Source organism: Streptomyces sp. NPDC047002, assembly GCF_040704505.1.
Taxonomy (GTDB): domain Bacteria; phylum Actinomycetota; class Actinomycetes; order Streptomycetales; family Streptomycetaceae; genus Streptomyces.
This window is the reverse complement of the sequence record NZ_JBEYWC010000002.1, coordinates 92,348-116,829: the sequence shown is the minus strand read 5'-3', so window position 1 is coordinate 116,829 and position 24,482 is coordinate 92,348. Positions and strand designations below refer to the sequence as shown.

Genomic DNA, 24,482 nt, shown 5'->3' with positions numbered 1-24,482 from the left:
CGCATCACCTCGGCCGGTCGAGCCGCTGGATGAGCAGGTCGGCCAGGCGCTCACGGCTCTGCGGGGCCGCGATCCCCGTCAGGTACACGGCGTTGAGCAGCTGGTCGGTGGCGATCTGCTGGCGCTGGGAGCGCTCGAAGAACTGCGAGATCAGGTCGCTGCCCGCCCGTGCCGCGTCCTCCCCGAGGTGCGCGGTGACGAAGGTGGAGAGCCGCTGGTGGTCGGGGCGGCCCAGTTCGAGGTGGATGCAGCGGCGCAGCAGCGGCGCGGGGAAGTCCCGCTCGCCGTTGCTGGTGAGGACGGTGAACGGGAAGGCGCGGCACTGCACGCGGCCGCCCTTGACGGTGACCTTCGTGCCGTCGTGGGTGAGGACCTGGGCCTCGCCGTCCGGCAGCCGGTCGGCGATGCGCTCCAGCTCGGGGATGGCGAATTCGCCCTCCTCCAGCACGTTGAGCAGGTCGTTGGGGAGGTCGATGTCGCTCTTGTCGAGCTCGTCGATGAGCAGGACGCGCGGCCTCTCCGACGGCAGCAGCGCGGTGCCAAGCGGCCCGAGACGGATGTAACTGCCGATGCCTGCGGTCGGGTCCTCGCCCGAGTCCCCGCGGTGGGCGGCGAGTTGGACGTCCTGGAGCCGGGCGATCGCGTCGTAGTGGTAGAGGCCGTCGACCAGCCGGGTCCTGCTGACGATGGGCCAGCGCAGCACCCGGCCGAGGCCGAGTTCCGCGGCGACGGAGTGGGCCAGGGTGCTCTTGCCCGCGCCGGGGCTGCCGGTGACGAGCAGCGGACGGCGCAGGTAGAGCGCCGCGTTGATCATCTCCAGCTCCTCGGCGCCCGGCCGGTGCAGCTCGGCGCGGTGCCGGTGGACGCCGAGGCGCCGGTCGGCGGACTCGTCCTCGCCGCTGTCCTGGGACGCCGCGTCCCGCCCCGTGAAGTCCCGCCAGGGCGGCGGCGGGGGCAGCCGGGTGATGCCGTCGTGCGGTTCGCCCGCGCCGCGGTAGATGAGCCACTCGCTGGTTTCGCTCATAGCGTGTCCCTCATGGTCGTCGCTCGGCCGTCCGGTGTCGGTGACGCGTGGCGTGGTGCGCGGCGGGCCTCCGGGGCGTGCGCGGCGGGAGGACGCCGGTCGTGCGGGTCACGGCGCGTTCAGCAGGAGGCCGGGGCCGGGCAGCGGGTGGCGGGGGTCGTCGTAGAACAGCGCCACCTGGTCCGACCAGTAGGTCTCGGTCCTCTTCTGCCAGACTCCCTGCCGCAACTCATGGATTTTACCGGGGAGATGGCCGGCCGTCCGCATCTCGGTGACCACCCGGGCCGCCTTGCGGTGCACATCGGCGCAGAGCGCCTCGGGGCCGGTCTCCGTCTCCCTGCGCAGCAGCAGGACGCGGTAGCCGGTACGGGCGAGCCGGGCGAAGCCCTCGGCCCCCTCAGGACCCGGCCGCTGCCCGAAGTGGCAGAGCACGGGCACGGTCTCGTGCGCGAGCGAGGCCAGCCGCTCCTCGTCCTCGACGGCGACCGGGTCGCCGTCCTGGCAGTCCACGTCCTCGGTGCGCATGCCCACCGTGTGCAGGTGGTCCCAGCGCGTCTGCTCCCCGGTGGCGCCGTCGAACGGCTCGGGATCGAGGCAGCGCACCACCACGGGCCGCTGCACGCCGAGCGGCGGCGCGCCGGGCACCACGCTCCACCGCTCCACGTCCAGGCCCAGCTCCCCCTGGCTCAGGGCGACTTGGAGGACCGCCGGCTCGTCGGGCTCGTCGCACTGGCGGAACGCCTCGGCGAGCGGGCCCGCGAGCGCGCCCGGCAGCTCGCCGAGCACCGTGCCGGTGCCGTCCCCTATGGCGTCGACCTCGCCGTTGAAATGGGCGACGCCGACCCGCCAGTCGTAGCTGTCGCGCTCCCAGCCCCGGGGTTCGAGTTCGAGCAGGACGCCCGCGCGCTCACCGGGCCTCGGCCGCTCCCCGTACGCGGGCAGGGCGCGGCGCTGCGCGCGGTCGGTGCGCTCGCGGCTCTCGGCCCACAGCTGCCGCAGCTCGCCGCGGAACGAGCGGGTCAGCCGGTCCCTTGCGAGCTCGCGCACCCACTGGTACAGGGCCTCTTCCGCCTCACCGGTCGCCGCGGTGACGTACGGCCGCTCGGCGGCGACGGCGCTCATGCTGTAGCGCAGGACCAGTTCGAGGTCGGCGGGGCCGCCGTGGGTCTCGCGCAGCTCGCCGAGTCCGTCGCGCCAGCTGCGCGGCGCGGGCACCGGCTGCGTGCCGCGCCCGCCGCGCCGCCCCTCGGCCCTGCCGATCAGGTCGAGCAGGCTCGACGTGCTGACGGGCGGCGGGAGTTCGGCGAGCAGACCGAGCAACTCCACGCGCTGCGCCGGTCCGAGGACGCGGCCCGCGCCCTTTTCGAGCCGCACCTGCGCGTCGGTCCAGCTGTCCTCCGGGCCCGGGTGGTGGTGGCGGTCGCGGTGGTAGCGGTCGTGCGCGTGGCACATCGCGTGGTACGTGTCGTGCGCCTCGTCGCGCAGCAGGCCGGCGGGCGACGGCAGGGTGCGCAGCTGCTCGACCCCGACGGCCGTGCCGCCGTCCGAGCCGATGCTGCGGGACTTGATCACGCCGATCACCTGGCCGCGCCGCGGGTCGACGACGGGCCCGCCCGACATGCCCTCCGTGAGCACGTCGTCGCCGAGGCGGATCTGCGAGCCGACCGTGCCGAGGTCGCGGCCGCGCGCGCTGACGACGATCTCCAGCACCCCGTCGACCTCGGCCCAGCCCGCCCAGAGCACCTTGCCGCCGTCGAACCGCTTGGAGACGCGCTCCGCGAGATAGACGCACGGGTGCGCGGTCGGGGTGTCGAGGCGGATCAGCGCGAGGTCGGGCGAGGGCACCCGGCGGCCCGGCTCGGGAGGCGCGGTCCCGCCCTCGGGCAGCACGGCGGTGAGGGTCCCGGCCACCGCGCGCTCGGCCCCGCCGTCCGGGTCGGCGAAGACCACCGTCACCTGGCACACCTCCCCCTGCCGCTCGCCCATCAGGCCCACGTGGGCGCATGTCAGCACCCAGTTGGGAGCGACGAAGAACCCGCTGCCAAGGAAGGACCCCGGCCCGTGGTGGTCATACCCGGGGCCGGGCCGATGGATGCGCACGGTCGCGGCCGTCACGAGGCTCGCGAGGGCGGCGAGGGGTTCGTCGGGCGCGTAGTACGCGCCGTCCCCCTCCTCGTACCTCACGCTCCGCTCCCCGCGCCGGGCGCGCCGCTTCCCGGGTGCGCCGCTGCGCCGGTCCCCGCTCCGGCGGACGGGGGCGCCTGCGGTGGTACGGGGGCGCTCGCGGGCGCGGCAGGAGGCGCGGCGGGGGCGGTGAGATCCGGCGGTCCGCCGTGCCAGTTGAGGGTGACGGTGATGCCGCCCTTGGCCTCGCCGTCCGCGATCAGCCCGACGACCCTGCCCGCCCTGGCGGTCAGCTCGATGGAGAACTCGACGCTGACCTCGTCGGGCCGTACGGCGCGCAGCGGCGCGGCCAGCGACCTGGCGACGCTCGCCACCACGTCCCCCAGGTCCTCCACCCGCGCGGCGACGCGCTGCCCCGCGCCGACGTCGGAGAACCGCAGCTCGCCCGAGGGCTCCTCAAGGGCCTCGGCCCCGGAGATCCTGGCCCACACGGGCGTCCCGTCGGGCATCTCCACCAGCGTGACGCGACTTCCGGAATCCACCACGACATCCCCCGATCCTGACGCCCCGTCGGTGCGGCCCCGAGTCCCGCAGGGTAGCGGCAGTGGACACGGGGACGCGAGGTCACACGGGCCGCCACCGGGACAGACGCCCCGCCGCGTCCTCCGGTTCTGGCCCCGAGGAGGGCCCTCTACCCTGACGAGCATGTACTTCACCGATCGGGGCATCGAGGAGCTCGCCTCCCGCAGGGGCGAGGAAGAGGTCACCTTCGAATGGCTGGCCGAACAACTGCGGATCTTCGTCGACCTCCATCCGGACTTCGAGGTGCCGGTCGAGCGGCTGGCGACGTGGCTGGCCCGGCTGGACGACGACGATGACGATGAGGACGACGCGTAGGGCGAGTGGCCGGCCGCGCGGTGAGGTGACCGCGCCGTGAGGTGACCGCGAGGGCAGCAGGGCAGCGGCGCAGCGGGAGCGGTCTTCCCCACCCCTGCTCCCGACTTTCTCCCGACCTCTCCCAGCCTCTCCCAGCCTCTCCCGACCACGACATATCGCGTTCCTCCGGAGGACGCGATATATTGTGTCGTGTCATGCCGTGGACGGGTCCCGGCGCGCCCCGCGCGCCCGGGACGGATCGGGGGCCTTCGATGTCACAGCTGCCGCGGTCGACCTGGCGGGTCGCCGAGCCGCGCACCCTCACCTTCGACCTGGCCGAGCAGTCGCTCACCGCCCTGCGCGTGCGCGTCGTGGGCGGCGCGGTCAATGTGGTCGGCGCCGACCCCGCGGCCCTCGCGGCGCAGGGCGGCGCGCGCCTGGAGATCAGCGGCATCGAGGGCCCGCCGCTCGTGGTGACCAGGGACGGCGGCACGCTCGGCGTCGGCTACGGGGACCTGACGAGGCCGGGCCTGCTCGACTGGCTCGGCGGCCGGCCGTGGCGCGGCCGCAGCGCCGTCGTCTCCCTCACCGTCCCCTGGTCCGCCTCGGCCGAGGTCGGCTTCGTCGGCGCGGCGGCCGTGGTCTCGGGGGTGCGGGGCCGCACCGAGGTGCGGGGCGTCTCGGGCGACGCGACGCTGGTCCGCCTGAGCGGCGGGGTGCTCGCCGAGACGGTGTCAGGCGCGGTGGAGGCCCAGGCCGTCACGGGCGCGCTGCGCTTCCACTCGGTCTCGGGCGACCTGACGGTGGTGGAGGGCGCGGGCTCGTCCGTACGGGCGGACTCCGTCAGCGGCGCCATGGTGCTCGACCTCGACCCGGCGGGCGGCCCCGCGGACATCCGGCTGAGCACGGTCTCGGGCGAGGTCGCGATCCGGCTGCCGTACCCGGTGGACACCGAGGTCGAGGCGAACACCGCGAGCGGGCGGGTCAGCAGCGCGTTCGAGGACCTCAAGGTGACCGGGGGCTGGGGCGCGAAGAGACTCACCGGGACGCTCGGTTCCGGTGGCGGGACGCTGCGCGCGTCCACCGTGTCCGGCGCGATCGCCCTGCTGCGCAGGCCGCCTGCCGAGGATCTGGCGGACGCCGCGCCCGCCCGCACGAAGGAGCTGTGACATGCCGCCCGTCTTCGCCCACGGCCGCCTGCGCCTGTATCTGCTGAAGCTGCTCGACGAGGCACCCCGCCACGGGTACGAGGTGATCAGGCTGCTGGAGGAGCGCTTCCAGGGCCTGTACGCGCCCTCGGCCGGCACGGTCTACCCCCGGCTGGCGAAGCTGGAGTCCGAGGGCCTCGTCACCCATGCCACCGAGGGCGGCCGCAAGGTCTACTCGATCACAGAAGCGGGCCGCGCCGAGCTGGCCGGGCGCGGCGGGGAGCTCGCCGAGCTCGAACTGGAGATCCGCGAGTCGGTCTCGGAGCTCGCCGCGGAGATCCGCGACGACGTACGGGGTGCGGCCGGGCGGCTGCGCAGCGAGATGCGCGCGGCGGCGCAGGCCTCGGGCCCCGGCGGCGGGGCGGACGCGGGCGCCGGCGGGGGCGCGGACCAGGACGCGTGGTGGACGACGCGCGAGGAGATGCGCCGCGCCAAGCAGGAGTGGAAGGAGCAGGCGCGGCGGGCGAAGGACGAGTCGCGCCGGGCCCGCGAGGAGGCGCAGCGGGCGCGCCGCCAGGCCAAGGAGGCGCAGGACTTCGCCCGTGACGAGGTGCTGCGGATGGCCCGCCAGGTGCAGGAGCAGGTGCAGGTCCACTTCGCGCGCGGCGACTGGCCCACCGGCGTGCGGGAGGGCCTGTCCGAGATCGCCGGCCAGCTGAGCGGCTGGGCGAAGACCCGCCCCGGCCCGGCGTACGGCCCCTGCCAGGACGGCACGGAGGCCCCGGCGGGCCCGGGGCCTGACGGCACGGGAGTCCCGGCGGACGCGGGCACGGACCGTGCGGAGACCTCGGGACACGCTGCATCGGATCGTACGGAGCCCTCGGCGGGCCCGGCCCGTGACCGTAAGGAACCCCCGGGCGGCCGGGCGTCGGGCCGTACGGGACCCTCGCGGGACGCGACACCCGGCCGCACGGAATCTGCGGGCGGCCCGGCGTCGGGCCGTAAGGAACCGCCGCGGGCGCCGGGCGGGCGAGCGGCGGGCGCCGCCGGGGCGGCTGACGCCAGGACCGGCCACGCCACCAGTACGGAAGACACCCGGACCGGCCACGCCCCAGAGGGCGGCGACGTCGCGGACGACGGCATCCCCGAGGCGGAGGGCCGCCGGTCCTGGGACGGTCCCGGGGGCGGCGGCGCGTGGGGGGCCGACGCGGTCTCGTCGGGGAGGCCGGAGCGTGATCTGGAGCGGCTGCTCGACCGGTTCAGGGACGATGTGCGCGACGCGGCACGCGACCACGGCGTGACGTGCGCCCAGCTGGGCGAGGCGCACCGCCACCTGTCGACGGCGGCCGCCCGCATCACGGCGCTCCTGCAGACAGGGCACCCGCATCCTGACAACCCCGGCCGGAAGGGCGCCCCCTGAGCCGGGGCGCCCGGCCGCCGCGTACCGCTCAGCGGGTGAGGACGAGCTTCCCGAAGAGGTTCCCCTCCGCCATCCGGGCGAACGCGTCCCGCGCCCGGTCCATCGGGAGCACGTCGTCGATCACGGGCCTGACGCCCGTGGCCGCGCAGAAGGAGAGCAGGTCCTCCAGCTCGTCGCGCGAGCCCATCGTGGAGCCCACGACCTTCAGTTCGAGGAAGAAGATCCGGGTCAGCTCCGCGTTCGACGGGCGGTCGCCGCTGGTCGCGCCGGAGATCACCACCGTGCCGCCGGGCCGCAGCGACGTGATCGAGTGGGACCAGGTCGCCGCGCCGACCGTCTCGATCACCGCGTCGACCCGGTGCGGCAGCCGCTCGCCCGGCTCGAAGGCGGCGACCGCGCCCAGCGCGACGGCCCGCTCGCGCTTGGCGGCGTCGCGGCTCGTCGCGTACACGCGCAGGCCCGCGGCGCTGCCGAGGACCACGCACGCGGTCGCGACACCGCCGCCCGCCCCCTGCACGAGGACCGAGTCGCCGGGCCGCACGCCCGCGTTGGTGAACAGCATCCGGTACGCGGTGAGCCAGGCGGTCGGCAGGCAGGCGGCCTCCTCGAAGCTGAGCTCCGCGGGCTTCGGCAGCACGTTCCACACGGGCACGGTGACGCGCTCGGCGAACGTGCCGTCGTACGTCTCGGTGAGGATGGACCTGCGCTCCCTCGGGCCCACGCCGTGGCCGCTCTCCCCGATGACGGAGTGGACGACGACCTCGTTGCCGTCCTCGTCGACGCCCGCGGCGTCGCAGCCGAGGATCATCGGCAGCCGGTCGGCAGGCAGCCCCACCCCGCGCAGCGACCAGAGGTCGTGGTGGTTGAGGGACGCGGCCCTGACGGTGACGGTGGTCCAGCCGGGCCGGGCCGCGGGCTCCGGACGCTCCCCCAGCTCAAGGCCGTTGAGGGGCTGGTCCTTGTCGATGCGTGCTGCGTAGACGGCGAACATGCGACGACGATAGGGGCGCCCGCGCGCGGCGGAACACACCGCCCGTGTGACGCGCGCCCCGCCGGCGCCCACCGCCTGCGGGCGCACAGGCACCGCCGCCACCGCCCGCGGGGCGCGCGGATCCGGCCCGCGCGCCCCTGCGGCGGTCAGCGGCGTGCGACGCCGTCCACCCGCGCGGCGGCCGCCACCGCGGCCGTGACCGCGGGGGCCACCCGCTCGTCGAAGGGTGAGGGGATGACGAAGTCGGCCGCCAGGTCGTCGCCCACGACGTCCGCGAGCGCGTCGGCCGCGGCGATCTTCATGCCTTCGGTGATGCGGGAGGCCCGCACCTGGAGCGCGCCGGCGAAGATGCCGGGGAAGGCGAGCACGTTGTTGATCTGGTTGGGGAAGTCGCTGCGGCCGGTCGCCACGACGGCCGCGTACTTGTGCGCGACCTCCGGGTGGACCTCGGGATCCGGGTTGGCCATGGCGAAGACGAACGCGCCCTCGGCCATCGAAGCGACGGCCGCCTCGGGCACGGTGCCGCCGGAGACGCCGATGAACACGTCCGCGCCCTTGAGCGCCGACTCCAGCGAGCCGCTGAGCCCCGCCCTGTTGGTGAGCCCCGCGATCTCCCGCTTGACGTCCGTGAGGTCGGTGCGGTCGGCGCTGACGACGCCCTTGCGGTCCGTCACGGCCACGTCGCCGATCCCCGCCTCCAGCAGGAACCTGGCGATGGCGACGCCCGCGGCGCCCGCGCCGGAGATCACCGCGCGCAGGTCGGCGAGGCGCCTGCCGGTGAGCCTTGCCGCGTTGCGCAGGGCGGCCAGCGTGACGACCGCGGTGCCGTGCTGGTCGTCGTGGAAGACCGGAATGTCGAGCCGCTCCTGGAGCTTGCGCTCGATCTCGAAGCACCGGGGTGCCGCGATGTCCTCCAGGTTGACCCCGCCGAACGAGGGCGCGAGCCGCACGACCGTCTCCACGATCTCGTCCGCATCGGTGGTGCCGAGCGCGATCGGCACCGCGTCGACCCCGCCGAACTGCTTGAAGAGGATCGCCTTGCCCTCCATCACGGGCAAGGACGCCTCCGGGCCGATGTCGCCGAGCCCGAGCACCGCGGTGCCGTCCGTGACCACGGCCACGACCTGCGACTTCCATGTGTAGTCGTGGACCAGCTCGGGCTTCTGCGCGATCGCGGTGCACACGCGCGCGACGCCGGGGGTGTACGCGAGGGAGAGCTCGTCCCTGTCCCGCACGGGCACGGTCGACCGCACGGCGAGCTTGCCGCCCCTGTGCAGGGCGAAGGCCGGATCGAAGGGCTCGTCGGACTCGGTGTCCGGCTCCGCGCCGCTGCGCGGGTTGACGATCTCCGCTGCCATGTCTTGTGTCCCCTTTTGAGTCGTTCGTTCGAGGGTGGTGCCGGGGGTGCCGCCGTGGTCGGGCGGTGGCCGACGCGCCGCACGCGCGTCCTCAAGTCCCGGTGGGGAAAAGTCATTCATACCCGACGGGCGGCATCGCCACGCGCGCCGGACCACGGTGTGGACGGCCGGAGATTCTCCGGCCGGGAAGAGACGTCCCGGAGGAGTGCCCCGCCGCCTGGCGGCGGCCGGGGTGCAGGTTCGGGGGTGACCCGTTATCCGATTTTGACATGCCCGGCGTCCTGAAGCCGCCTGTCCGAATGGCAGGATGCCACTCATCACACACGGTCGCGACACCCGAAGAAGTGTGCACGTCCACCTGGCAGACACCCGCTGCCGCCACAAAACGGTGACCCACCTCGGAGGACTTCGAACATGAGCACCATCCCTCGCACCACCGCCGCGAGGTCGCGGATCGCCGCCGTCGGCGCGCTCGCGGTCGCGGGCGCGCTCGTCCTGACGGGCTGCGGCGACCAGACGAAGAAGGACAGCGGGGGCGGCGCGGCCGCGTCGTCGGGGGCCGCCGGCGGGGCGCTGCACGACAAGCTGCCACAGCAGGTCAGGGACAAGGGCGTGCTCAAGGTCGGCTCGGACATCGCGTACGCGCCGGTCGAATTCACCGACAAGTCGGGCAGGACCGCCGGTATCGACCCCGACATCGGCGCGGCCCTCGGCAAGCAGCTCGGCGTGAAGGTCCAGTTCGAGAACGGCACCTTCGACTCGTTGGTGACCGGCCTGCGGGCCAAGCGCTACGACGTCATCATGTCGGCGATGACGGACACCAAGGACCGGCAGAACGGCGTCGAGGACGGCAAGAAGGTCGGCGCCGGCGTCGACTTCGTCGACTACTACAGCGCCGGCGTCTCGATCTACACGCAGAAGGGCAAGACCCAGGGCATCGACGGCTGGGGCGACCTCTGCGGCAGGACGATCGTGCTGGAGCGCGGCACGGTCTCCGAGGACCTCGCCAAGTCCGAGGCGAAGAAGTGCCCCGCGGGCAAGCCGCTCAAGATCGAGTCGTTCGACACCGACCAGCAGGCGCAGGTGCGCCTCAGGAGCGGCGGCGCCGACGCCGGTTCTTCCGACTCCCCCATCGCCGCGTACGCGGTCAAGACGTCCGGCGGGGGCAAGGACTTCCAGCTGGTCGGCAAGACCGTGCAGGCCGCCCCGTACGGCATCGCGGTGACGAAGGGCGACACCCAGCTGACGCAGGCCGTCAAGGCCGCGCTCGACGCGATCATCAAGAACGGCGAGTACCAGAAGATCCTGCAGAAGTGGGGCGCCCAGGACGGCGCCGTGACCTCGGCCACGGTCAACGGCGGCAGCTGACCCGCGGCGCCCCGCCGCGCACGCCCGCGCGGCGGGGCGCACCGGACCGAGGCCGCGAGGACCGAGAGGCAGACAAGACCTGTGAGTGTCGACACCAACAACAAGGCGGAACCCGCCGACTCCGTGCCCGCACCGCCGGAGGCCATCCGCGCCATCCCGGTGAAGCACTACGGGCGGTACGTCTCCGGCGCGATCGCCGTGGCCGTGCTCGCCCTGATCATCTACGCCTTCGCCCAGGGCAAGGTGAACTGGGGCGCCATCCCCGACTTCTTCTTCGACGGCCGCGTGCTCGCGGGCGTCGGCAAGACCCTGCTCCTGACGGTGCTCGCGATGCTGATGGGTGTCGTGCTCGGCGTCATCCTGTCCGTGATGCGCCTGTCGAAGAACCCGGTGACCTCGTCCATCTCGTGGTTCTACATCTGGTTCTTCCGGGGCACGCCGGTCTATGTGCAGCTGCTGGTCTGGTTCAACCTGGGCCTGGTCTTCGAGTACATCAACCTCGGGCCGATCTACAAGGACTACTGGTCGTCGTTCATGACGCCGTTCCTGACGGCGCTGCTCGGACTCGGACTCAACGAGGCCGCGTACATGGCGGAGATCTGCCGCGCGGGCCTGCTGTCCGTGGACGAGGGGCAGACCGAGGCGTCGCAGGCGCTCGGGATGAGCCACGGCAAGACGCTCCGGCGCATCGTCATCCCGCAGGCGATGCGGGTGATCGTGCCGCCGACGGGCAACGAGGTCATCAACATGCTGAAGACGACGTCGCTCGTCTCGGCCGTGCAGTACTCCGAACTGCTGCGCGTGGCCCAGGACATCGGGCAGACCTCGGGCGCGGCGGCCGAGATGCTGTTCCTCGCCGCCGCCTGGTACCTGATCCTGACGACGGTCTTCAGCATCGGCCAGTTCTACCTGGAGCGGTACTACGCGCGCGGTTCGAGCCGCGCGCTGCCGCAGACGCCCTGGCAGCGGGTGAAGGCCAACGTGCTCTCGCTGAGCAACCGTTCCGGAGGAGGTGTCACCGCGTGACCGCGATGGTGAAGGCCGAGGGCGTGCACAAGTCCTTCGGCGCGGTGGAGGTGCTCAAGGGCATCGACATCGAAGTCGCGCCCCGTGAGGTGTTCTGCCTGGTCGGCCCCTCCGGGTCGGGCAAGTCGACGTTCCTGCGGTGCATCAACCACCTGGAGAAGATCAACGCGGGGCGCCTCTACGTCGACGGCGAGCTGGTCGGTTACCGGCAGCAGGGCGAGAAGCTGTACGAGCTGCGCGACAGCGAGGTGGCCCTCAAGCGCCGCGACATCGGCATGGTCTTCCAGCGCTTCAACCTGTTCCCGCACATGACGGCCTTCGAGAACGTCATGGAGGCGCCCGTGCAGGTCAAGCGGGAGTCCAGGGCCTCGGCGCGGGCCCGTGCCGAGCGGCTGCTCGACCGAGTCGGGCTCTCGGACAAGGCGGGCAACTACCCCTCGCAGCTCTCCGGCGGCCAGCAGCAGCGGGTGGCGATCGCCCGCGCGCTGGCGATGGAGCCGAAGCTGATGCTGTTCGACGAGCCGACCTCGGCGCTCGACCCCGAGCTGGTGGGCGACGTGCTCGACGTGATGCGCGACCTGGCGTCGGACGGCATGACCATGATCGTGGTGACCCACGAGATGGGCTTCGCCCGCGAGGTCGGGGACGCGCTGGTCTTCATGGACGACGGGATCGTCGTGGAGTCGGGCCACCCGCGCGACGTCCTGACCGCCCCGCGGCACGAGCGCACCAAGGCGTTCCTCTCCAAGGTGCTGTGACGGCCGGCTCCCCGCCCCGGGGCGCACGGCGCCGGGGTGCGGGGGCGGCGCGCCGCGCTCCCCGTACCCCGGCGGCCCGTACCCCCGCCGTCCGCGCCTCCCCCGCCCGCTCTCCCGCGCGCGGGCGGTTGCCGCGGTTCATACGGTTACGGCGGTCGCCGCGGCTACTTGAGCGCGAGGACGAGCGAGTCCGTGGGCGAGGCCCACACGGCGCGCGCCTCGTCGAAGCCGGCCGCGCGCAGCGCCGCGACGTGCCAGTCGAGGGAGGGCGTCTCGCCCTCGGCGTGGCTGCCGTAGATCCGGAACCGCTCGGCGGTCGGCTCGGCGAGCGCGGGGTCGGCGGCCGCGGTCTGCCACCACTCGTCCCAGCCGAGGGCGCCGGCGGCACGCTCCCGGTCCATGCGGGCGTGCCGGTGGGCGCGTTCTGCCGCGTCGATGCGCGGGGTGCCGGAGTGCGGCATGTGGTCGGCGTTGAGGAAGACGCCGCCGTCCCGGGTGAGGCCGGCGATCCGCCCGTACAGCTCGGCCAGCGGCTCCCTGCGCAGCCAGTGCAGCGCGGTCGCGGTGAGCACCGCGTCGTACGTCCCGTACGGCAGGGCCGCGGTCCAGCCGGGGTCCGTGAGGTCGGCCGTGACGAAGGCCGCCCGGTCGTCGCCCGCGAAGGTGCCGCGCGCGATGGCGAGCAGCGCCGGGTCGAGGTCGACGCCGGTGCTCGTGGCCCCGGGGAGCCGCTTGAGCAGCCGGTCCGTGATACTGCCCGTACCGCACGCCAGGTCCAGCACGCGCGGCTCGGGTCCCGTGAGGGCCTCGACCATGTCGAGCATGACCCGGAAGCGGTCCTCGCGGTCCGGCATGAACCACTCCTGCTGGCGATCCCAGCTCTCCTGCCAGGCCCGCCAGTCGGTACCCTCCGCCGCCTCCGGTCCGCCCCGTGCCCGCACCACGTCCGCCATGGGAAGCCCTCCGCCCCTGCTCAGTCCTGTGTGCCGTTCCCTGCTCCCCGCGGGTGTTTCTCCGCGGGAGCGCATCCGTAATACCCTGAAACCGAGAACGACCATTACGCCGCCCCGCCCAGAACCCTAGACCGCAGCCGTAAGGACTACAAGTGGACCTGGCCTCTTACTCGGATTACGCGGTGCGCCTCGTCAACACCGAGGAGCCGCTGCGCGGCACGGACGCCCTCACGTCGGTCGAGGCCGTACGGACCCTGTTCGGCGCCGCTTCCCAGGTGGCGCGGCGGGCGACGGACGCGGACGTGACCCGCCTGAGGTCCGTGAGGGCCCGGCTGCGGGCCGTCTTCACCGCGGCGGACGAGGGCGACGAGCGGCTCGCCGTCGACCTCCTCAACGCCCTGCTGCTCGACTTCCCCGTCAGCCCCAAGGTGTCGGGCCACGACCTGCTCAACGAGGAGGGCAGGCCCGACTGGCACATGCACCTCGCGGAGCACACCTCCAACGCCACCGCCGCCTACGCGGCGACGGCCGCGATGGGCCTCGCCTTCCACCTCACCGGATACGGGGTCGACCGCCTCGGGCTGTGCCAGGCGCAGCCCTGCCGCAACGCCTACCTGGACACCTCGACCAACCGCTCGCGCCGCTACTGCTCCGACCGGTGCGCGACCCGGGCGAACGTGGCCGCCTACCGGGCCCGCAAGCGCCTGGAGACCGAGCGGTCCGCGAGCACCGGCCGCACCGCGGAGGCCAGCCAGGCCAGCGTCGCGCCGACGGAGCGCTGACCCTCGCCGCGCGGCCGGTAGCGGCCGCGCACCCGGGCCAGCAGCAACTCGTCGGGCACCGTGCCGAACAGCCGGCTGTCGCCCTCGGCCGCCGGGTTGTCGCCGAGCACCCACCAGCCGCCGTCGCGCCGCTCGACCAGCCGCTTGACGATGAGCAGGTCCTGCTGCAGCGGATGCTTCAGGACGGCGACATCACCCGCCTTGACGGGCGCCCTGTACTGCACGAGCAGCTGATCGCCGTGGACGAGGGTCGGGTACATGGAAGGACCCGTCACCTCGGCGATGCCCAGGGGCACCCGCGCCTCCCGCGGGTCCCGCCCCACCTCCGCCATCCGGCACCTCCCGGTCACACCGCACTCCGTCGTCGGTCCAATTCTGATGCCGGACTTTTGTCCTAAGCCCCAGGGGGCACTCGCGAAATCGGGCTTCTTACAGAGTAATGTCGCACCCGAGAAGACGATCACGAGGAAGGACAGCTCATGCTTTCCCGCCTGTTTGCTCCGAAGGTGAAGGTCAGCGCCCACTGCGACCTCCCCTGCGGCGTCTACGACCCCGCCCAGGCCCGTATCGAGGCGGAGTCCGTCAAGGCCATCCAGGAGAAGATGGCCGGCAACGACGACCCCCACTTCCAGGCGCGCGCCACCGTCATCAAGGAGCAGCGCGCCGAGCTCGCCAAGCACCACGTCTCGGTGCTGTGGAGCGACTACTTCAAGCCTCCGCACTTCGAGAAGTACCCGGAGCTGCACCAGCTGGTCAACGACACCCTGAAGGCCCTGTCGGCCGCCAAGGGCTCCACGGACCCGGCCTCCGGCCAGAAGGCCCTGGACTACATCGCCCAGGTCGACAAGATCTTCTGGGAGACCAAGAAGGCGTGACCCCGCGTCACACCCCCTGACCGCGATCCCCGCGATCGCCAGGTCTCCGGCCGCCCCCGCCCCCTCACCCCGCCGCCCCCGGCGGACGCGAGGGGGCGGGTGCGGCCGTTTCGGGGCGGGTGCGGCAATTCCTCCGGGCTTGGCCCCGAGGGGCCCGCGGAGGCCCGCTCTGCACAGTGAGCAGCCGCTCTGCCCACGCGAGAGCCTCGGCGAGGTGGCCGGCGCCAAGCCCCCCGTGGGGATCGGGCTGGATGAGACGGGTCGCGACGCCGAGGGCACTGCGCTCGGCGGCCCATTCACGGTCGAGGCCGGTGAAGTCGTCGTCGATCCAGACGGCGGGGGCATCGCCGAGCCAGGCCTCGACGTGGTCGCGCTTCCAGAGGTAGCCGTCGGGGTGGCTGGTAGTGATCCGAACGCGGGGCAGAGCGACATGCGGCAGGGGCGGGAGGCCGAGTAGTGGCCCGATCAGGGTGGTGGCGTCCCGCCGCCAGCTGGTGCACCAGACCGGGACGACCAGGCCGGTGCGGACGACGTCCCTGAGCAGGCGGCCGTGGTCGGGGTCGAGCCAGATGGTGACCGGATTGTCGGCGCCGCGGCCGTGGGGGACGACGTCATGGCGGGCGTGGGTGGCCGGGGTCGAGCCGTGCTCGTCGGGAAAGGGTATGAGCACTCCGTCGACATCGAGAAGCAGGTAGGGCGTACGCATCGGTCCTCCAGAAACTGGATGGGCGCGGCTGTCAGAGCTTGCGGGCGCGGATCAGCAGGGTGGCGGGCCAGTGGCCCGTCCGGGGGTCGTGGAACTCCTGGGCCGAGGTAAGTAGGCAGCCCGCACGGCGGAGGTGCTTCTCCCACCGGTCCGCGGAGAACTCCCAGCGGACGATGGGGAGCCGGGTGCGGTCGGGGAGGGTGACGTGGTCGCGGCGAGGACGGTCGTCTCCGGCGGGGCTTCGGCCGCCACGCTGCGGGTGCGGAACCGAGAAGGCGAGCACCCGCCCGGGCGTGAGGCGCTGGGCGATGGCCGGGAGTAGAAGCTCGGGGGCGACAAGCCCGATGGCGCCGAAGACGGAGCAGATCGCGTCGAACGGCTCGTCGGAGGCGCGCAGGTGGTGCAGGGCGTGCCCGGCGACGAAGGTGAGGTTGTCCAGCCGTCCGTAGTGGGAGCGGGCGCGGCGGACCTGGAGACCGACAAGGTCGACGCCGTCGACATGGGCGCCGTGGCGGGTAGCGAGGTGCGCGGCGTTGTGGCCGGGGCCGCAGCCGAGTTCCAGGAGCCGCTTGCCCCGAAGGTCGGGGCCGAGGATCTCGGCTCCAGGCCCTTGGCCGGGTCTCGTGGTCCATTCCATCCGGGCGGGTACGGCAAGGGGTTGGGCAGGTCCGGCAGCGGTGCGCTGGAGGGCGTGGGCGTGCCAGGGGGATGCCTGGGCGAGCACGTCAGATCTCCAGGAGGTGGAGGACGTCGGTGAGGTGGCGGCGGACGGCCTTGATGTAGGCGGGGTCGGTGGCCGGGTCGTTGATCCAGCGGATCGCCTGCTCCATGAACCACTCGACGGCCCACATGCGGTGCCAGCCCAGGGCCCAGTGCTCGGCGGTGAGACCGCCGCGCGGGGCGAGGGCATCGGCGGTGCCGCCGGCGGTGATGTACTGCTCCAGGAGGACGCGCAGGCGGACAGGGTGTGGGGCATCGATGGTGCCGTGCCAGCTGGCGAAGTCGAGCAGGCCGGGGCCGGTGAAGGCGCGGGCGAAGTCGAGCAGCCGCCAACCGTGCTCGCCGATGTGGAGACTGGTGGGGTGGAACTCGGAGTGCACCCACCCGAATGGTTCCAGCCGTGCTCCGGCCGAACGGGCCCCGGCAGCCCGGGCGATCCGGTCGAGCGCGTCCTCGACATCGTCGGTGTCCTGCCACCGATCGGCCTTGCGCAGCCGGTCGAGGTGGTCCAGCGCCCGGGCGGGCAGCACGCGCAGCCGCTCCTGGTCGAGCACAGGCAAGCGCGACGCCGTACGGGTGCTGTGCAGGATCACGGTCGCGGTGACGCCGTCGAGATCGTCGGCCTCGCGTACGGACGACCCCAGGTCCTCCATGAGCATGCCGAGCCATCCGTTCAGAACGGCAGAGGCGTGGACCTGGGGGACGGGAACGCCGAGGGTGTGGGCCAGGCGGAGGGCCTGGTCCTCGCTGTCGAAGGGTTTCTTCGCGTACTTGAAGATGGCTGTGGAGCCGTCGGGGAAGGTCACGCGCTCGACGCCGGACATGGACCACACGCGCACCTCCTCCCGTACGGCGGTGGTCTGGCCGGTCGCGGTGAGCAGGTTGTCGAGGAGTTCGGCGCTGGGATTCGTGGTCACGGGAAGGCTCCGGGGAGGTGGCGGCGTCCGGGGCGGGCGAGGGAGGTCGGCCCGCCCCGGAGCCTGATCGGGTGGCGTGTTACGCGGCGGGGATCATGCGGTGGGCGTAGACCTGCTCGATCCAGCCCGCCTTGAACTCGGCGAGGTCGTCACGGAAGTTCGCCATCGAGGCACCGTAGGGCGCGACCACGCCGCCGGACTGGTCCGGCACGGACTGGCAGCCGTGCACGAGCCGGCCGCCGAGCGCGGCGTGGGCCTTGATGGATTCGATCCGGCGGTGCTCGTTGAACCAGCCGCCGTGGTAGACCTCGTCGAGCATCCCGCCCATGTCGTCGTCCAGGTCGAAGACGACGGACGTCGCGGCGGGGAAGAACCAGCACGGCCCGACATTGGAGATGTGCCCGTCCACCTCGACCTTGTTGAGCGCCATGAACGTGGCCGCCTCGCGCAGCATCCGCAGGTGCTCGGCGGTGATCTGCGGCAGGCCGAGGCCGGCCAGGTGCTCCTCGCGGAAGAGGTACGCGTACACCTCGTACGCGGTGGCCAGGACGCGGGCGGCGTCAGAGGTCGACTCGCCGTGCCGCTTGACGAAGTCGAGGGCGAGCTGCTCGACCGCGCTCTCGGTCGTCTCGTCCACCTCCAGGAGCTGGGACTTGACCAGCTCCCAGTCCGCGACGAGCCACGCGCTGGACTCGAAGCGGAAGAAGTAGTCGGCCGAGTCGATCGTGATGCGCCGGCCGTCTGCCTGGATGCCGGGTAAGCGGCTCCAGCGCGGGTCGAACGCCTCCGGCAGCTCGACCGTGATGGCCGTGGTGTCGATGGTGGTCACCGTAATCTCCGTCTCTGTTCGACCGGGTTCGGGCATAGGAATGCCCGAACCCGTTGTGGGTGTAAGGAACTTCGGGGTGCTGCCCGGGCCGAAGTCGTGCGCTTCCGGGCGGCTGCTCACAAGTGAACCGGCGCTTGCACTCAGTGGGTACGGTGGGAGGCAGTTGAACCGGTATACGCGGTTTACAGCTCCGAGACGGAGGCGATCGTGACGGCGCAGAGAGATCCCGGCTTACGTCTGCGCGACGCCATCGCAGCGGTCGGCTGCACCTATGAGGCTCTCGCCCGAGACGTGCGGCGCATCGCCGCCGAGAACGGCGAGATACTCCAGACCAACAAGTCGGCCGTCTCACACTGGGTGAACGGCACCCGTGCGCCGTCGGGCCGGGTAGGTCAGTACCTCGCCGAGGCGCTGTCCCGTCGAGCGGGCCGCACGGTCACGCAGACCGAGATCGGCTTCCGGGCCGGTGATGACGATGCACCGGCGGAATCCGACCCGGTCCTCGCTGTCACTGACCTGGGCCGTGCCGACGTCGAGCGTCGCCGCTTCCTCTCCATTGCGGCCTTCACCACTGCCGGCGTCGCCATGCCGCTGGGCTACGACCACGAAGCCACCGCCCGCATGCTCCGCGCCCGCACCGGCACATCCCTGGTCGGGGCGGAGGACGTGGACGTCGTACGCCAGATCACCGCGGCCTTCAGCGCCGCCGACGAGCGCCTCGGCGGCGGGCACGGCCTGACCACCGTCACCGCGTACCTCGCCGACACGGCCGCCCCCATGCTGCACGGACGCTTCCCCACCGAGGCCTCACGCCGGGCCGCCTTCGGCGCCGTCGCCGAACTCGCGTACCTCGCGGGCTGGAAGCATCACGACCTCGGCCACGAGGGCGCCGCCCAGCGCTACTACCAGGTCGGCTACCAGCTCGCCTGCGAAGCCGACCCCCACGGCCACGCCGCCTGGATGATGCGCGCCCTCGCCCACCAGGCCCTGAGCCTCAAGCAGCCCCACCACTGCGTCGACCTCGTCGAAGGCGCCCTGCGCACAGGTCTCGGCCACGTCGACGGTCGGACCGAGGCGCTCCTTCACATCGCCCAAGCCCGCGCCTTCGCCGCCACCGACGAGAACTCGTCGGCCGCACGCGCCCTGCTCGCCGCCGAGGACGCCCTCCTCCGCGAAGACGGCCCCCAACCCAGCTACTCCCGCGTCAGCGGCCCCGCCGCCGGCACCGTGGCCAGCCACACCGCACGCACCCTGACCGACCTCGCCGACCACATCGGCACCGAGCAGCAGCACCGGGACGCCCTCACCCGCTGGGACCCGGCGAAGTACAAGCGCGTCCACGCCCTGACGTACGCCGACCTCGGTGACAGCCTTGCCGCCCAGGCCCGCGCCGACGAAGCCGTAGCGGCCTGGTCCCAGTCCCTGATCCTCATGGAGGGCATGACCTCCGACCGCACCCGCAAGGCCATCGCCTCGATCCGCTCCACCCTCACGGTCTACCAACGCCGCAGAGTCCCCGGCGCAGGCGAACTTGCCCTCCGCGCCCGCGAGGCACTCGCCTAACATGCCCAACAACCCAACCGACGAAGGGAACACCGTGGCCCAGCAGACCAACGACCAGCCGAAGGCCCTCAAGCCGGCGCTCGACTCGATGACCCTGCTGGTCGCGGCCGTCATCGTCCACGACAAGGCCACCGACCGCGTCGTCCTCCTCCAGCGCGGCGACAACGCCAAGTTCGCCCAGGGCATGTGGGACCTCCCCGTCGGCAAGAGCGAACCGGGCGAGCCCATCACGCAAACCGCAGTCCGCGAGCTCTACGAGGAGACCGGCCTCACCGTGAAGCCCGAGTCCCTCAAGGTCGTCCACATCATCCACGGCGCCCGGGGCGTCGAAGCCCCCAACGGCTTCCTCACCGTCGTCTTCGCCACCCACGAGTGGACCGGCGAACCCGAGAACCGCGAACCGCGCAAGCACGCCCAGGTCCGCTGGGCCGACGCCGACGCAATCCCAGAGAATTTCGTGGACACCACCTCAAGCGCCCTCTACCGCTACCTCATGAGTGGTCCGGAAGTCTCTCTCAACGGCTGGGGATAGGAGCTTGCTCTTGACGAGCCGAAACGATCACTGAAGCCCCGCCGACGAAGTGCATGATACCGAACATCAGGCCACGGCCACGCATACGATGAAGAGACAAAGTCCGTACAGAGCGATGGCGAGGTGAAGAATCACCCGCTCCACCAAGTCCTTGCATTTTGGAGCCCGGCCACCCCGGTCCATGGGGCTCGGACCTGTGAGTTCGCCCCTTTTTTAGCCCGCACATGCGCCGAGTCGAGGGCCGTGCGCGTGAGGTCCAGCAGTCCACATTCATTTCGATCCGGTCCAGCACTGCTTCGTGGAGTCGGCCCCCAGACGCCGGCCCGCGACCAAATCAGGAAGCGGCGGTGCGCGGTGGACTTCGATATGCCGAAACAAAACGGCAGGGCCCGCCAGGGACAGCCACTGACCAGCACGTAGACGATCGCTGCGAACAGCGCCTCATCAGGCGTTTCCTACGTCCCGCCACCCTGCGGACGCACCTTCGACGGCGGGATCAACGGCTCCGCGATCTCCCACAAACCATCCGGAACGATACAACTCCACCTACCTTTCCCCATGCTCAGACCAACGAGCTAGAGCCCACATAGGACACGGCCTTAGTGGGGGTGCCACTATGCTCGGACTCCACCAGGACCGGGAAAAAACATGGACGTCTAAGACGTCGACCCCTCCGATAGCGACACGGCACGGCACTTCCTCGCCTAATTGGAAATCCCTTCTAGTCGGCGCCAGAATTCCTCGGTTCCGACGCGCGTCCCGTCGTTGGCGAGGATCGCGGCGGGGCTGGTTTTGAGCCGAAGCCGGACTTTACGCTCCCCGCTCGCCGAGAACGTCTCGTTCACGGCGAGACCCGAAGCCACGAGCTCGTTGACAAACCTTTTCCAGACATCTGGGCCGTATTCCTGAGCCCACTTCACCCGGTTTTCCTCCGGCTGGTGGTCGCTGCGAAGAATGACGGACTTCTCCACACGCCGTACCATCGTCGTCAGATAGTGGCGCCCGGCAAGCACTTCGGTAGGCGGAAGGTCGTCATGCCTGTCCTCGGCGTCGACGACCTCTGCTCCGTTGCGTTGCAGCGCTTCAAGAATGCGTTCCGTACGGTAAAGGAGTTCATTGGGGAGCAGCAGCTCCACGAGGTCGGAGTGGCGAACGCCGCGCAGTCCGGCGAGATCAGAGGGAACCCCACTTACCTTAATCTTCTTAACTGTCACATTCCTCAGCACTATGGACCAGCCCCCCGCCGCAGGCAACACAAGCCCGTCGAGCTCGCAGCCGACGATGCGAGTATTCACTCCCTGCACCTGTGAGAGGTCCAGCCCGTCCGCAAACACAGCGTTGAGTATCTCAGTGCCCGGGATTCGACCCGTGTCCTTGATGACAGCCGCCCACAGGGCACCCAGGTTGGTAGCCGCGACAGTAGACTCGATTTGCTGTATTCCCGCGTTCTTGAGTCGTGGCGCGAAGTTGGTGATGGCTTGGACGACACATTCCTCTCCCACCGCGGCGACGACTCCCGTGACGGTAGCCGACCGCCAGGGAGACTGCTTAAGCATCGCTTGGAACAGAGAAGGCTGTCCGTCCAGGAGGTAGCGGCTCGCGGCGCCCGCCAGAAACTGATCGAAGAACAATTCGTGCTGGAAACGGAACCGTGAGACGGACGCATCATCCGAGGCTGCAGCAAGTCCGCAAAGCACGGGCAACCGTTGCCTCAGGTGACGCCGGCTGGACAGCTCTTCGCCCATGGCGTACTCGGCGGCGTCCTGAAGCTCACTGATGTCCGCCTCACGCTCTTCGTGGCTCGCCATGAACTCTGCGACGTACTCGAACATCCGCCGCAATTCGGCACGATTCATGAGCGCAGTGTCACCCTGTCCCGTCAGTTTGCCTTCCTCGCGCGCCACGTACTTGTCGAGCAGTCGCTCCGCAAGTGTGTTGCTCTTGATCTCGCTGTCGTCCGGGTTGAGCGTCATCTCCGCGAACGCGTGAGCAAAGAACGGCAGTCCCAGCAACTGACGGTCGTACTCGGACAATTGATTCAGGCTCGCGCGCGGCACTCCGTAATCGTCAAGGAACGCCTCGATATCCTCCGGGGACCACCGCTGCACGGCTGCGACGCGGTGCCGTACGAAGGGCATCCCCTGATCGTTAGCACGCTCAACACTAGAGCGGTACTGCCCCATGTAGTACGAAGAGCGCGCGGACACCACGACTACGCCGCGACCACCGAGTTCGTCGAGCCAGGGACGTAGCGACCCTATCGCGTCGCTGTATCCCACCCCGCCGAGCAGCTCGTCGAACCCGTCGATGAGCAGAGTCATCAGCCCATTGCGACACAACGCCTTCACGCCTTTGTCGGTGAGATTCCGAGTCGATGCGACAGCACTGTCCACCACGGTGCGGAGGCTGTCGAGTACCTGGCCCGTGGAACGGACGTAAAGGAACAAGGCTTGATTCGACGGTTCGCCCGCCAGGAGCGCTCGCTCGACCTCCCGGGCACGGGTCTTCGCTGCGTCGAGCATCGCCCGCGTCTTGCCGATGCCCGCCTCACCGTTGATGAAGACCACTTGTGTCTGGCCCCTATTGGCCTGGAGATCCTGATCGACGCCGTCGATGAGTTCGGCAAAGGTGCGGGCGGGCTCCATCTGGCTGCCGTCGATGTCAGAGACAACGACCATGCCCATCCGGGTGGTGTCTCGCTCCCGGGATACCCAGCCCAGGGTGTCACGTTCCTCGGCCGCCAGCTTGCTCTCCAGCTGCTCCAGCCTCTGCCGCAGACGAGTCGCGACCACCTGCCAGTTGGCGAGCGAACGCAGATAGTCTGAGTAGGGGAGCCAACCAGACTCCGCGCGCCACTGCCGAGCGTTGTCGGGGCCCAAGCGGAAGTAGTCACGCCGAGGCTGGGTTCCCGTGCCCTCACCGGTCGCCTTGTCCCAGTAGTACTCGAAGCCTTGCTCGTGGTCGGCGTAGACGGGCTCGGAGTCGTCATCGGCAAAGCCTCGAAGATCCTGCTCCACGTCCTTGATGAAGTACCACAGTGTGCGCTTGTCCGCCTTCTGCGCCTTCTGCGCCTTCAAGAGAGGGTGAAGTGCCGCACGGACCGCCTCGTCGGAGGGAGAACTATTTACCGATCCACCACCGAAGCAGAGGAAGCTGGGCTGGGCGCGGGCGAACTTGGAGAAAAGGTGCCAGACACCGTTCGGCTTCATGTAAAGGAACGGCCACAGCGACACCATGTCCCCAGCCCAGACGAACGACGGCCGCCGTTCCCCCGACTCACCCTCCTCCATCGATAGCTCAGCCTCGCCGAGGGACTCCGTGACCGCGTCGGCAATGGACAGGACCAGTTCGTCCAGCGTGGCCAACTCGTTTTCTCCAGCAGGCAGCGGTCCCCCATGGCTGATGTGGTCGCGCAGCCGCTTGAGATCGCGCAGCTCCCTGGGCGCTCCCGGAAAACCCTGGTCATAGAGATCCAGGACCCTGGCGACGGCCCGGTCCACTCGGTCGGCCGGCACCGTCGGGCATTCTTTCAGCTGCTGACTGGCACGCCGCAGATAAGCGGTCCACTCACCGAGACCAGGAGAACGCCCAACCTGCGCGGGTGCCCGTCCCGCTGCCCTCACGGTCGACGCTGCTAGAAGCGCCAGAAAACGCAGTTCGAAGTCGAGCACGGAGAAGCCCTCGTGGATGCTGCGAGGGCGACCCGTCGACAGGGGGGAGTATGAAGTCTCCATGCGGCGGAACACATCGGCGGGAGTCTCCGCCCCTGTCCCCTCGGCCATCGCTCCTCCAGCGTGTTGCACTGTTTCTCCCGACCCAGCCCGCTTGGCAGTGTGAGGCACCCTATCGATCGCACGGAGACCATGCTGGGCCTTAGCATTACTCTCCACCGACTGCGGGCCAGTCCGCGCTCAGTCCACAGGGCTCTCAATCGCAACCGTCTCATCTCATCGCCAGCCAACAGTAAAGAGCCAGGTCAGCGCCCCACAGGAAAGATCCCCGCAGGTCGCCGACCCGGCCCGTTACTTGGAGACCAAGAAGGCGTGACCCCGCGTCACGCCCCCTGACCGCGATCCCCGCGATCGCCAGGTCTCCGGCCGCACCCGCCCCCTCACCCCGCCGCCCCCGGCGGACGCGAGGGGGCGGGTGCGGCCGTTTCACCGACCCGGTACGAGGCGAACGCGGGCGCCGCTAGGACGCCTTGCTGAGGGCGGGGTCGGTGCGCCAGACGAGGGCGAGTTCGGTGAGCGGTACGTCAAGGACCTCGCTGAGCCGGACGACGGTGCCGAAGGCGGGCGTCGGGAGCCGGCCGGTCTCGATCTTGCGGAGGGTCTCGGGCGAGATCTCCGCCGCCGCGGCCACCTCGACGGGGCTGCGCCCGGCCCGGGCGGCGCGCAGCGCGGCCCCGAGGCGTCGGCCCGCCTCGATCTGTTCGGGAGCGAGCGGGTGGCGAACCATGCGGTCATGCTAAAGGCGCAGGTGACCCGCGGCAACCACCCCTCGGCCTGGTAT

Annotated in this window: 21 protein-coding genes and 3 pseudogenes; 10 read left to right on the top strand and 14 right to left on the bottom strand. The window is 71.1% G+C overall.

Going from position 1 to position 24,482, the window contains the following annotated elements; genetic code table 11:
• Positions 1 to 4: 4 nt before the first annotated feature.
• From AB0910_RS03545 to AB0910_RS03535, 3 genes are all read right to left on the bottom strand, one after another.
• Positions 5 to 1,024: a MoxR family ATPase gene (locus AB0910_RS03545; RefSeq protein ID WP_366742831.1), complete on the bottom strand. Its 1,020-nt coding sequence runs from the start codon at positions 1,022 to 1,024 to the stop codon at positions 5 to 7.
• Between the two features lie 108 nt (positions 1,025 to 1,132).
• Entirely contained in the window at positions 1,133 to 3,208 is a 2,076-nt protein-coding gene (locus tag AB0910_RS03540) for a trypsin-like peptidase domain-containing protein (RefSeq protein WP_366742830.1), read from the bottom strand.
• A complete protein-coding gene (locus AB0910_RS03535) occupies positions 3,205 to 3,693 on the bottom strand; it encodes a CU044_2847 family protein (protein WP_366742829.1) in 489 nt (162 codons plus the stop codon). Before AB0910_RS03535 ends, AB0910_RS03540 begins: the two co-directional genes overlap by 4 nt.
• A gap of 160 nt (positions 3,694 to 3,853) precedes the next feature.
• Here AB0910_RS03535 and AB0910_RS03530 point away from each other — a divergent pair, with 160 nt between their 5' ends.
• From AB0910_RS03530 to AB0910_RS03520, 3 genes and pseudogenes are all read left to right on the top strand, one after another.
• A complete protein-coding gene (locus AB0910_RS03530; RefSeq protein WP_366742828.1) occupies positions 3,854 to 4,045 on the top strand; it encodes a DUF6104 family protein in 192 nt (63 codons plus the stop codon).
• A gap of 260 nt (positions 4,046 to 4,305) precedes the next feature.
• Entirely contained in the window at positions 4,306 to 5,193 is an 888-nt protein-coding gene (locus AB0910_RS03525) for a hypothetical protein (protein WP_366743020.1), read from the top strand.
• Position 5,194: 1 nt separating this feature from the next.
• Positions 5,195 to 5,890: pseudogene (locus AB0910_RS03520) on the top strand (helix-turn-helix transcriptional regulator); the annotation flags it as partial.
• Positions 5,891 to 6,620: 730 nt separating this feature from the next.
• Here the strand turns inward: AB0910_RS03520 and AB0910_RS03515 are convergent.
• Together AB0910_RS03515 and AB0910_RS03510 are read right to left on the bottom strand one after the other, a co-directional pair.
• The gene (locus tag AB0910_RS03515; RefSeq protein WP_366742827.1) at positions 6,621 to 7,583 is read right to left on the bottom strand and encodes a zinc-binding dehydrogenase; all 963 of its coding nucleotides are present in this window, start codon (positions 7,581 to 7,583) and stop codon (positions 6,621 to 6,623) included.
• Positions 7,584 to 7,729: 146 nt separating this feature from the next.
• Positions 7,730 to 8,941, bottom strand: coding sequence for an NADP-dependent malic enzyme (locus AB0910_RS03510; protein ID WP_366742826.1), 1,212 nt, complete (start codon positions 8,939 to 8,941; stop codon positions 7,730 to 7,732).
• 414 nt (positions 8,942 to 9,355) lie between these two features.
• Between AB0910_RS03510 and AB0910_RS03505 the strand changes: the two genes are divergently transcribed.
• From AB0910_RS03505 to AB0910_RS03495, 3 genes are all read left to right on the top strand, one after another.
• Positions 9,356 to 10,309 carry an ABC transporter substrate-binding protein gene (locus tag AB0910_RS03505; RefSeq protein WP_366742825.1) on the top strand — a complete coding sequence of 318 codons (954 nt, stop codon included), beginning with the start codon at positions 9,356 to 9,358 and terminating at the stop codon, positions 10,307 to 10,309.
• An 81-nt stretch (positions 10,310 to 10,390) separates the two neighbouring features.
• The gene (locus tag AB0910_RS03500; protein WP_366742824.1) at positions 10,391 to 11,335 is read left to right on the top strand and encodes an amino acid ABC transporter permease; all 945 of its coding nucleotides are present in this window, start codon (positions 10,391 to 10,393) and stop codon (positions 11,333 to 11,335) included.
• On the top strand, positions 11,332 to 12,093 hold the full coding sequence (locus AB0910_RS03495) for an amino acid ABC transporter ATP-binding protein (RefSeq protein WP_366742823.1): 762 nt from the start codon (positions 11,332 to 11,334) through the stop codon (positions 12,091 to 12,093). Before AB0910_RS03500 ends, AB0910_RS03495 begins: the two co-directional genes overlap by 4 nt.
• Positions 12,094 to 12,257: 164 nt before the next feature.
• Here AB0910_RS03495 and AB0910_RS03490 read toward each other — a convergent pair whose 3' ends face one another.
• A complete protein-coding gene (locus AB0910_RS03490; protein WP_366742822.1) occupies positions 12,258 to 13,046 on the bottom strand; it encodes a class I SAM-dependent methyltransferase in 789 nt (262 codons plus the stop codon).
• A gap of 152 nt (positions 13,047 to 13,198) precedes the next feature.
• On the opposite strand from AB0910_RS03490, the gene AB0910_RS03485 reads away from it, so the two are divergent.
• The gene (locus AB0910_RS03485; protein WP_366742821.1) at positions 13,199 to 13,828 is read left to right on the top strand and encodes a CGNR zinc finger domain-containing protein; all 630 of its coding nucleotides are present in this window, start codon (positions 13,199 to 13,201) and stop codon (positions 13,826 to 13,828) included.
• Here AB0910_RS03485 and sodX read toward each other — a convergent pair.
• Complete coding sequence (sodX, locus tag AB0910_RS03480; RefSeq protein ID WP_366742820.1) at positions 13,732 to 14,160, bottom strand: nickel-type superoxide dismutase maturation protease; 429 nt, start codon at positions 14,158 to 14,160, stop codon at positions 13,732 to 13,734. The genes AB0910_RS03485 and sodX overlap by 97 nt on opposite strands.
• Before the next feature lie 147 nt (positions 14,161 to 14,307).
• Here sodX and sodN point away from each other — a divergent pair, with 147 nt between their 5' ends.
• On the top strand, positions 14,308 to 14,703 hold the full coding sequence (gene sodN, locus AB0910_RS03475) for a superoxide dismutase, Ni (protein WP_345650068.1): 396 nt from the start codon (positions 14,308 to 14,310) through the stop codon (positions 14,701 to 14,703).
• 226 nt (positions 14,704 to 14,929) lie between these two features.
• Here the strand turns inward: sodN and AB0910_RS03470 are convergent.
• The 4 genes and pseudogenes from AB0910_RS03470 to AB0910_RS03455 all read right to left on the bottom strand — a co-directional run.
• Positions 14,930 to 15,409 (bottom strand): annotated as a pseudogene (locus AB0910_RS03470) (HAD domain-containing protein); the annotation flags it as partial.
• A gap of 31 nt (positions 15,410 to 15,440) precedes the next feature.
• On the bottom strand, positions 15,441 to 16,133 hold the full coding sequence (locus tag AB0910_RS03465; protein WP_366742819.1) for a class I SAM-dependent methyltransferase: 693 nt from the start codon (positions 16,131 to 16,133) through the stop codon (positions 15,441 to 15,443).
• 1 nt (position 16,134) lies between these two features.
• Positions 16,135 to 17,046, bottom strand: a complete 912-nt coding sequence (locus tag AB0910_RS03460; RefSeq protein ID WP_366742818.1) for an aminoglycoside phosphotransferase family protein — start codon at positions 17,044 to 17,046, stop codon at positions 16,135 to 16,137.
• Positions 17,047 to 17,125: 79 nt separating this feature from the next.
• Positions 17,126 to 17,875, bottom strand: a complete 750-nt coding sequence (locus tag AB0910_RS03455; RefSeq protein ID WP_366742817.1) for a hypothetical protein — start codon at positions 17,873 to 17,875, stop codon at positions 17,126 to 17,128.
• A 207-nt stretch (positions 17,876 to 18,082) separates the two neighbouring features.
• On the opposite strand from AB0910_RS03455, the gene AB0910_RS03450 reads away from it, so the two are divergent.
• Positions 18,083 to 19,438, top strand: a complete 1,356-nt coding sequence (locus tag AB0910_RS03450) for a tetratricopeptide repeat protein (protein WP_366742816.1) — start codon at positions 18,083 to 18,085, stop codon at positions 19,436 to 19,438.
• A gap of 1 nt (position 19,439) precedes the next feature.
• Complete coding sequence (locus AB0910_RS03445; protein ID WP_366742815.1) at positions 19,440 to 19,970, top strand: NUDIX domain-containing protein; 531 nt, start codon at positions 19,440 to 19,442, stop codon at positions 19,968 to 19,970.
• Positions 19,971 to 20,141: 171 nt separating this feature from the next.
• Here AB0910_RS03445 and AB0910_RS03440 read toward each other — a convergent pair.
• From AB0910_RS03440 to AB0910_RS03430, 3 genes and pseudogenes are all read right to left on the bottom strand, one after another.
• Positions 20,142 to 20,530: pseudogene (locus AB0910_RS03440) on the bottom strand (transposase); the annotation flags it as partial.
• Between the two features lie 144 nt (positions 20,531 to 20,674).
• Positions 20,675 to 23,641 carry a hypothetical protein gene (locus AB0910_RS03435; RefSeq protein ID WP_366742814.1) on the bottom strand — a complete coding sequence of 989 codons (2,967 nt, stop codon included), beginning with the start codon at positions 23,639 to 23,641 and terminating at the stop codon, positions 20,675 to 20,677.
• Between the two features lie 520 nt (positions 23,642 to 24,161).
• Complete coding sequence (locus tag AB0910_RS03430) at positions 24,162 to 24,428, bottom strand: helix-turn-helix transcriptional regulator (RefSeq protein ID WP_345650066.1); 267 nt, start codon at positions 24,426 to 24,428, stop codon at positions 24,162 to 24,164.
• Positions 24,429 to 24,482 lie beyond the last annotated feature (54 nt).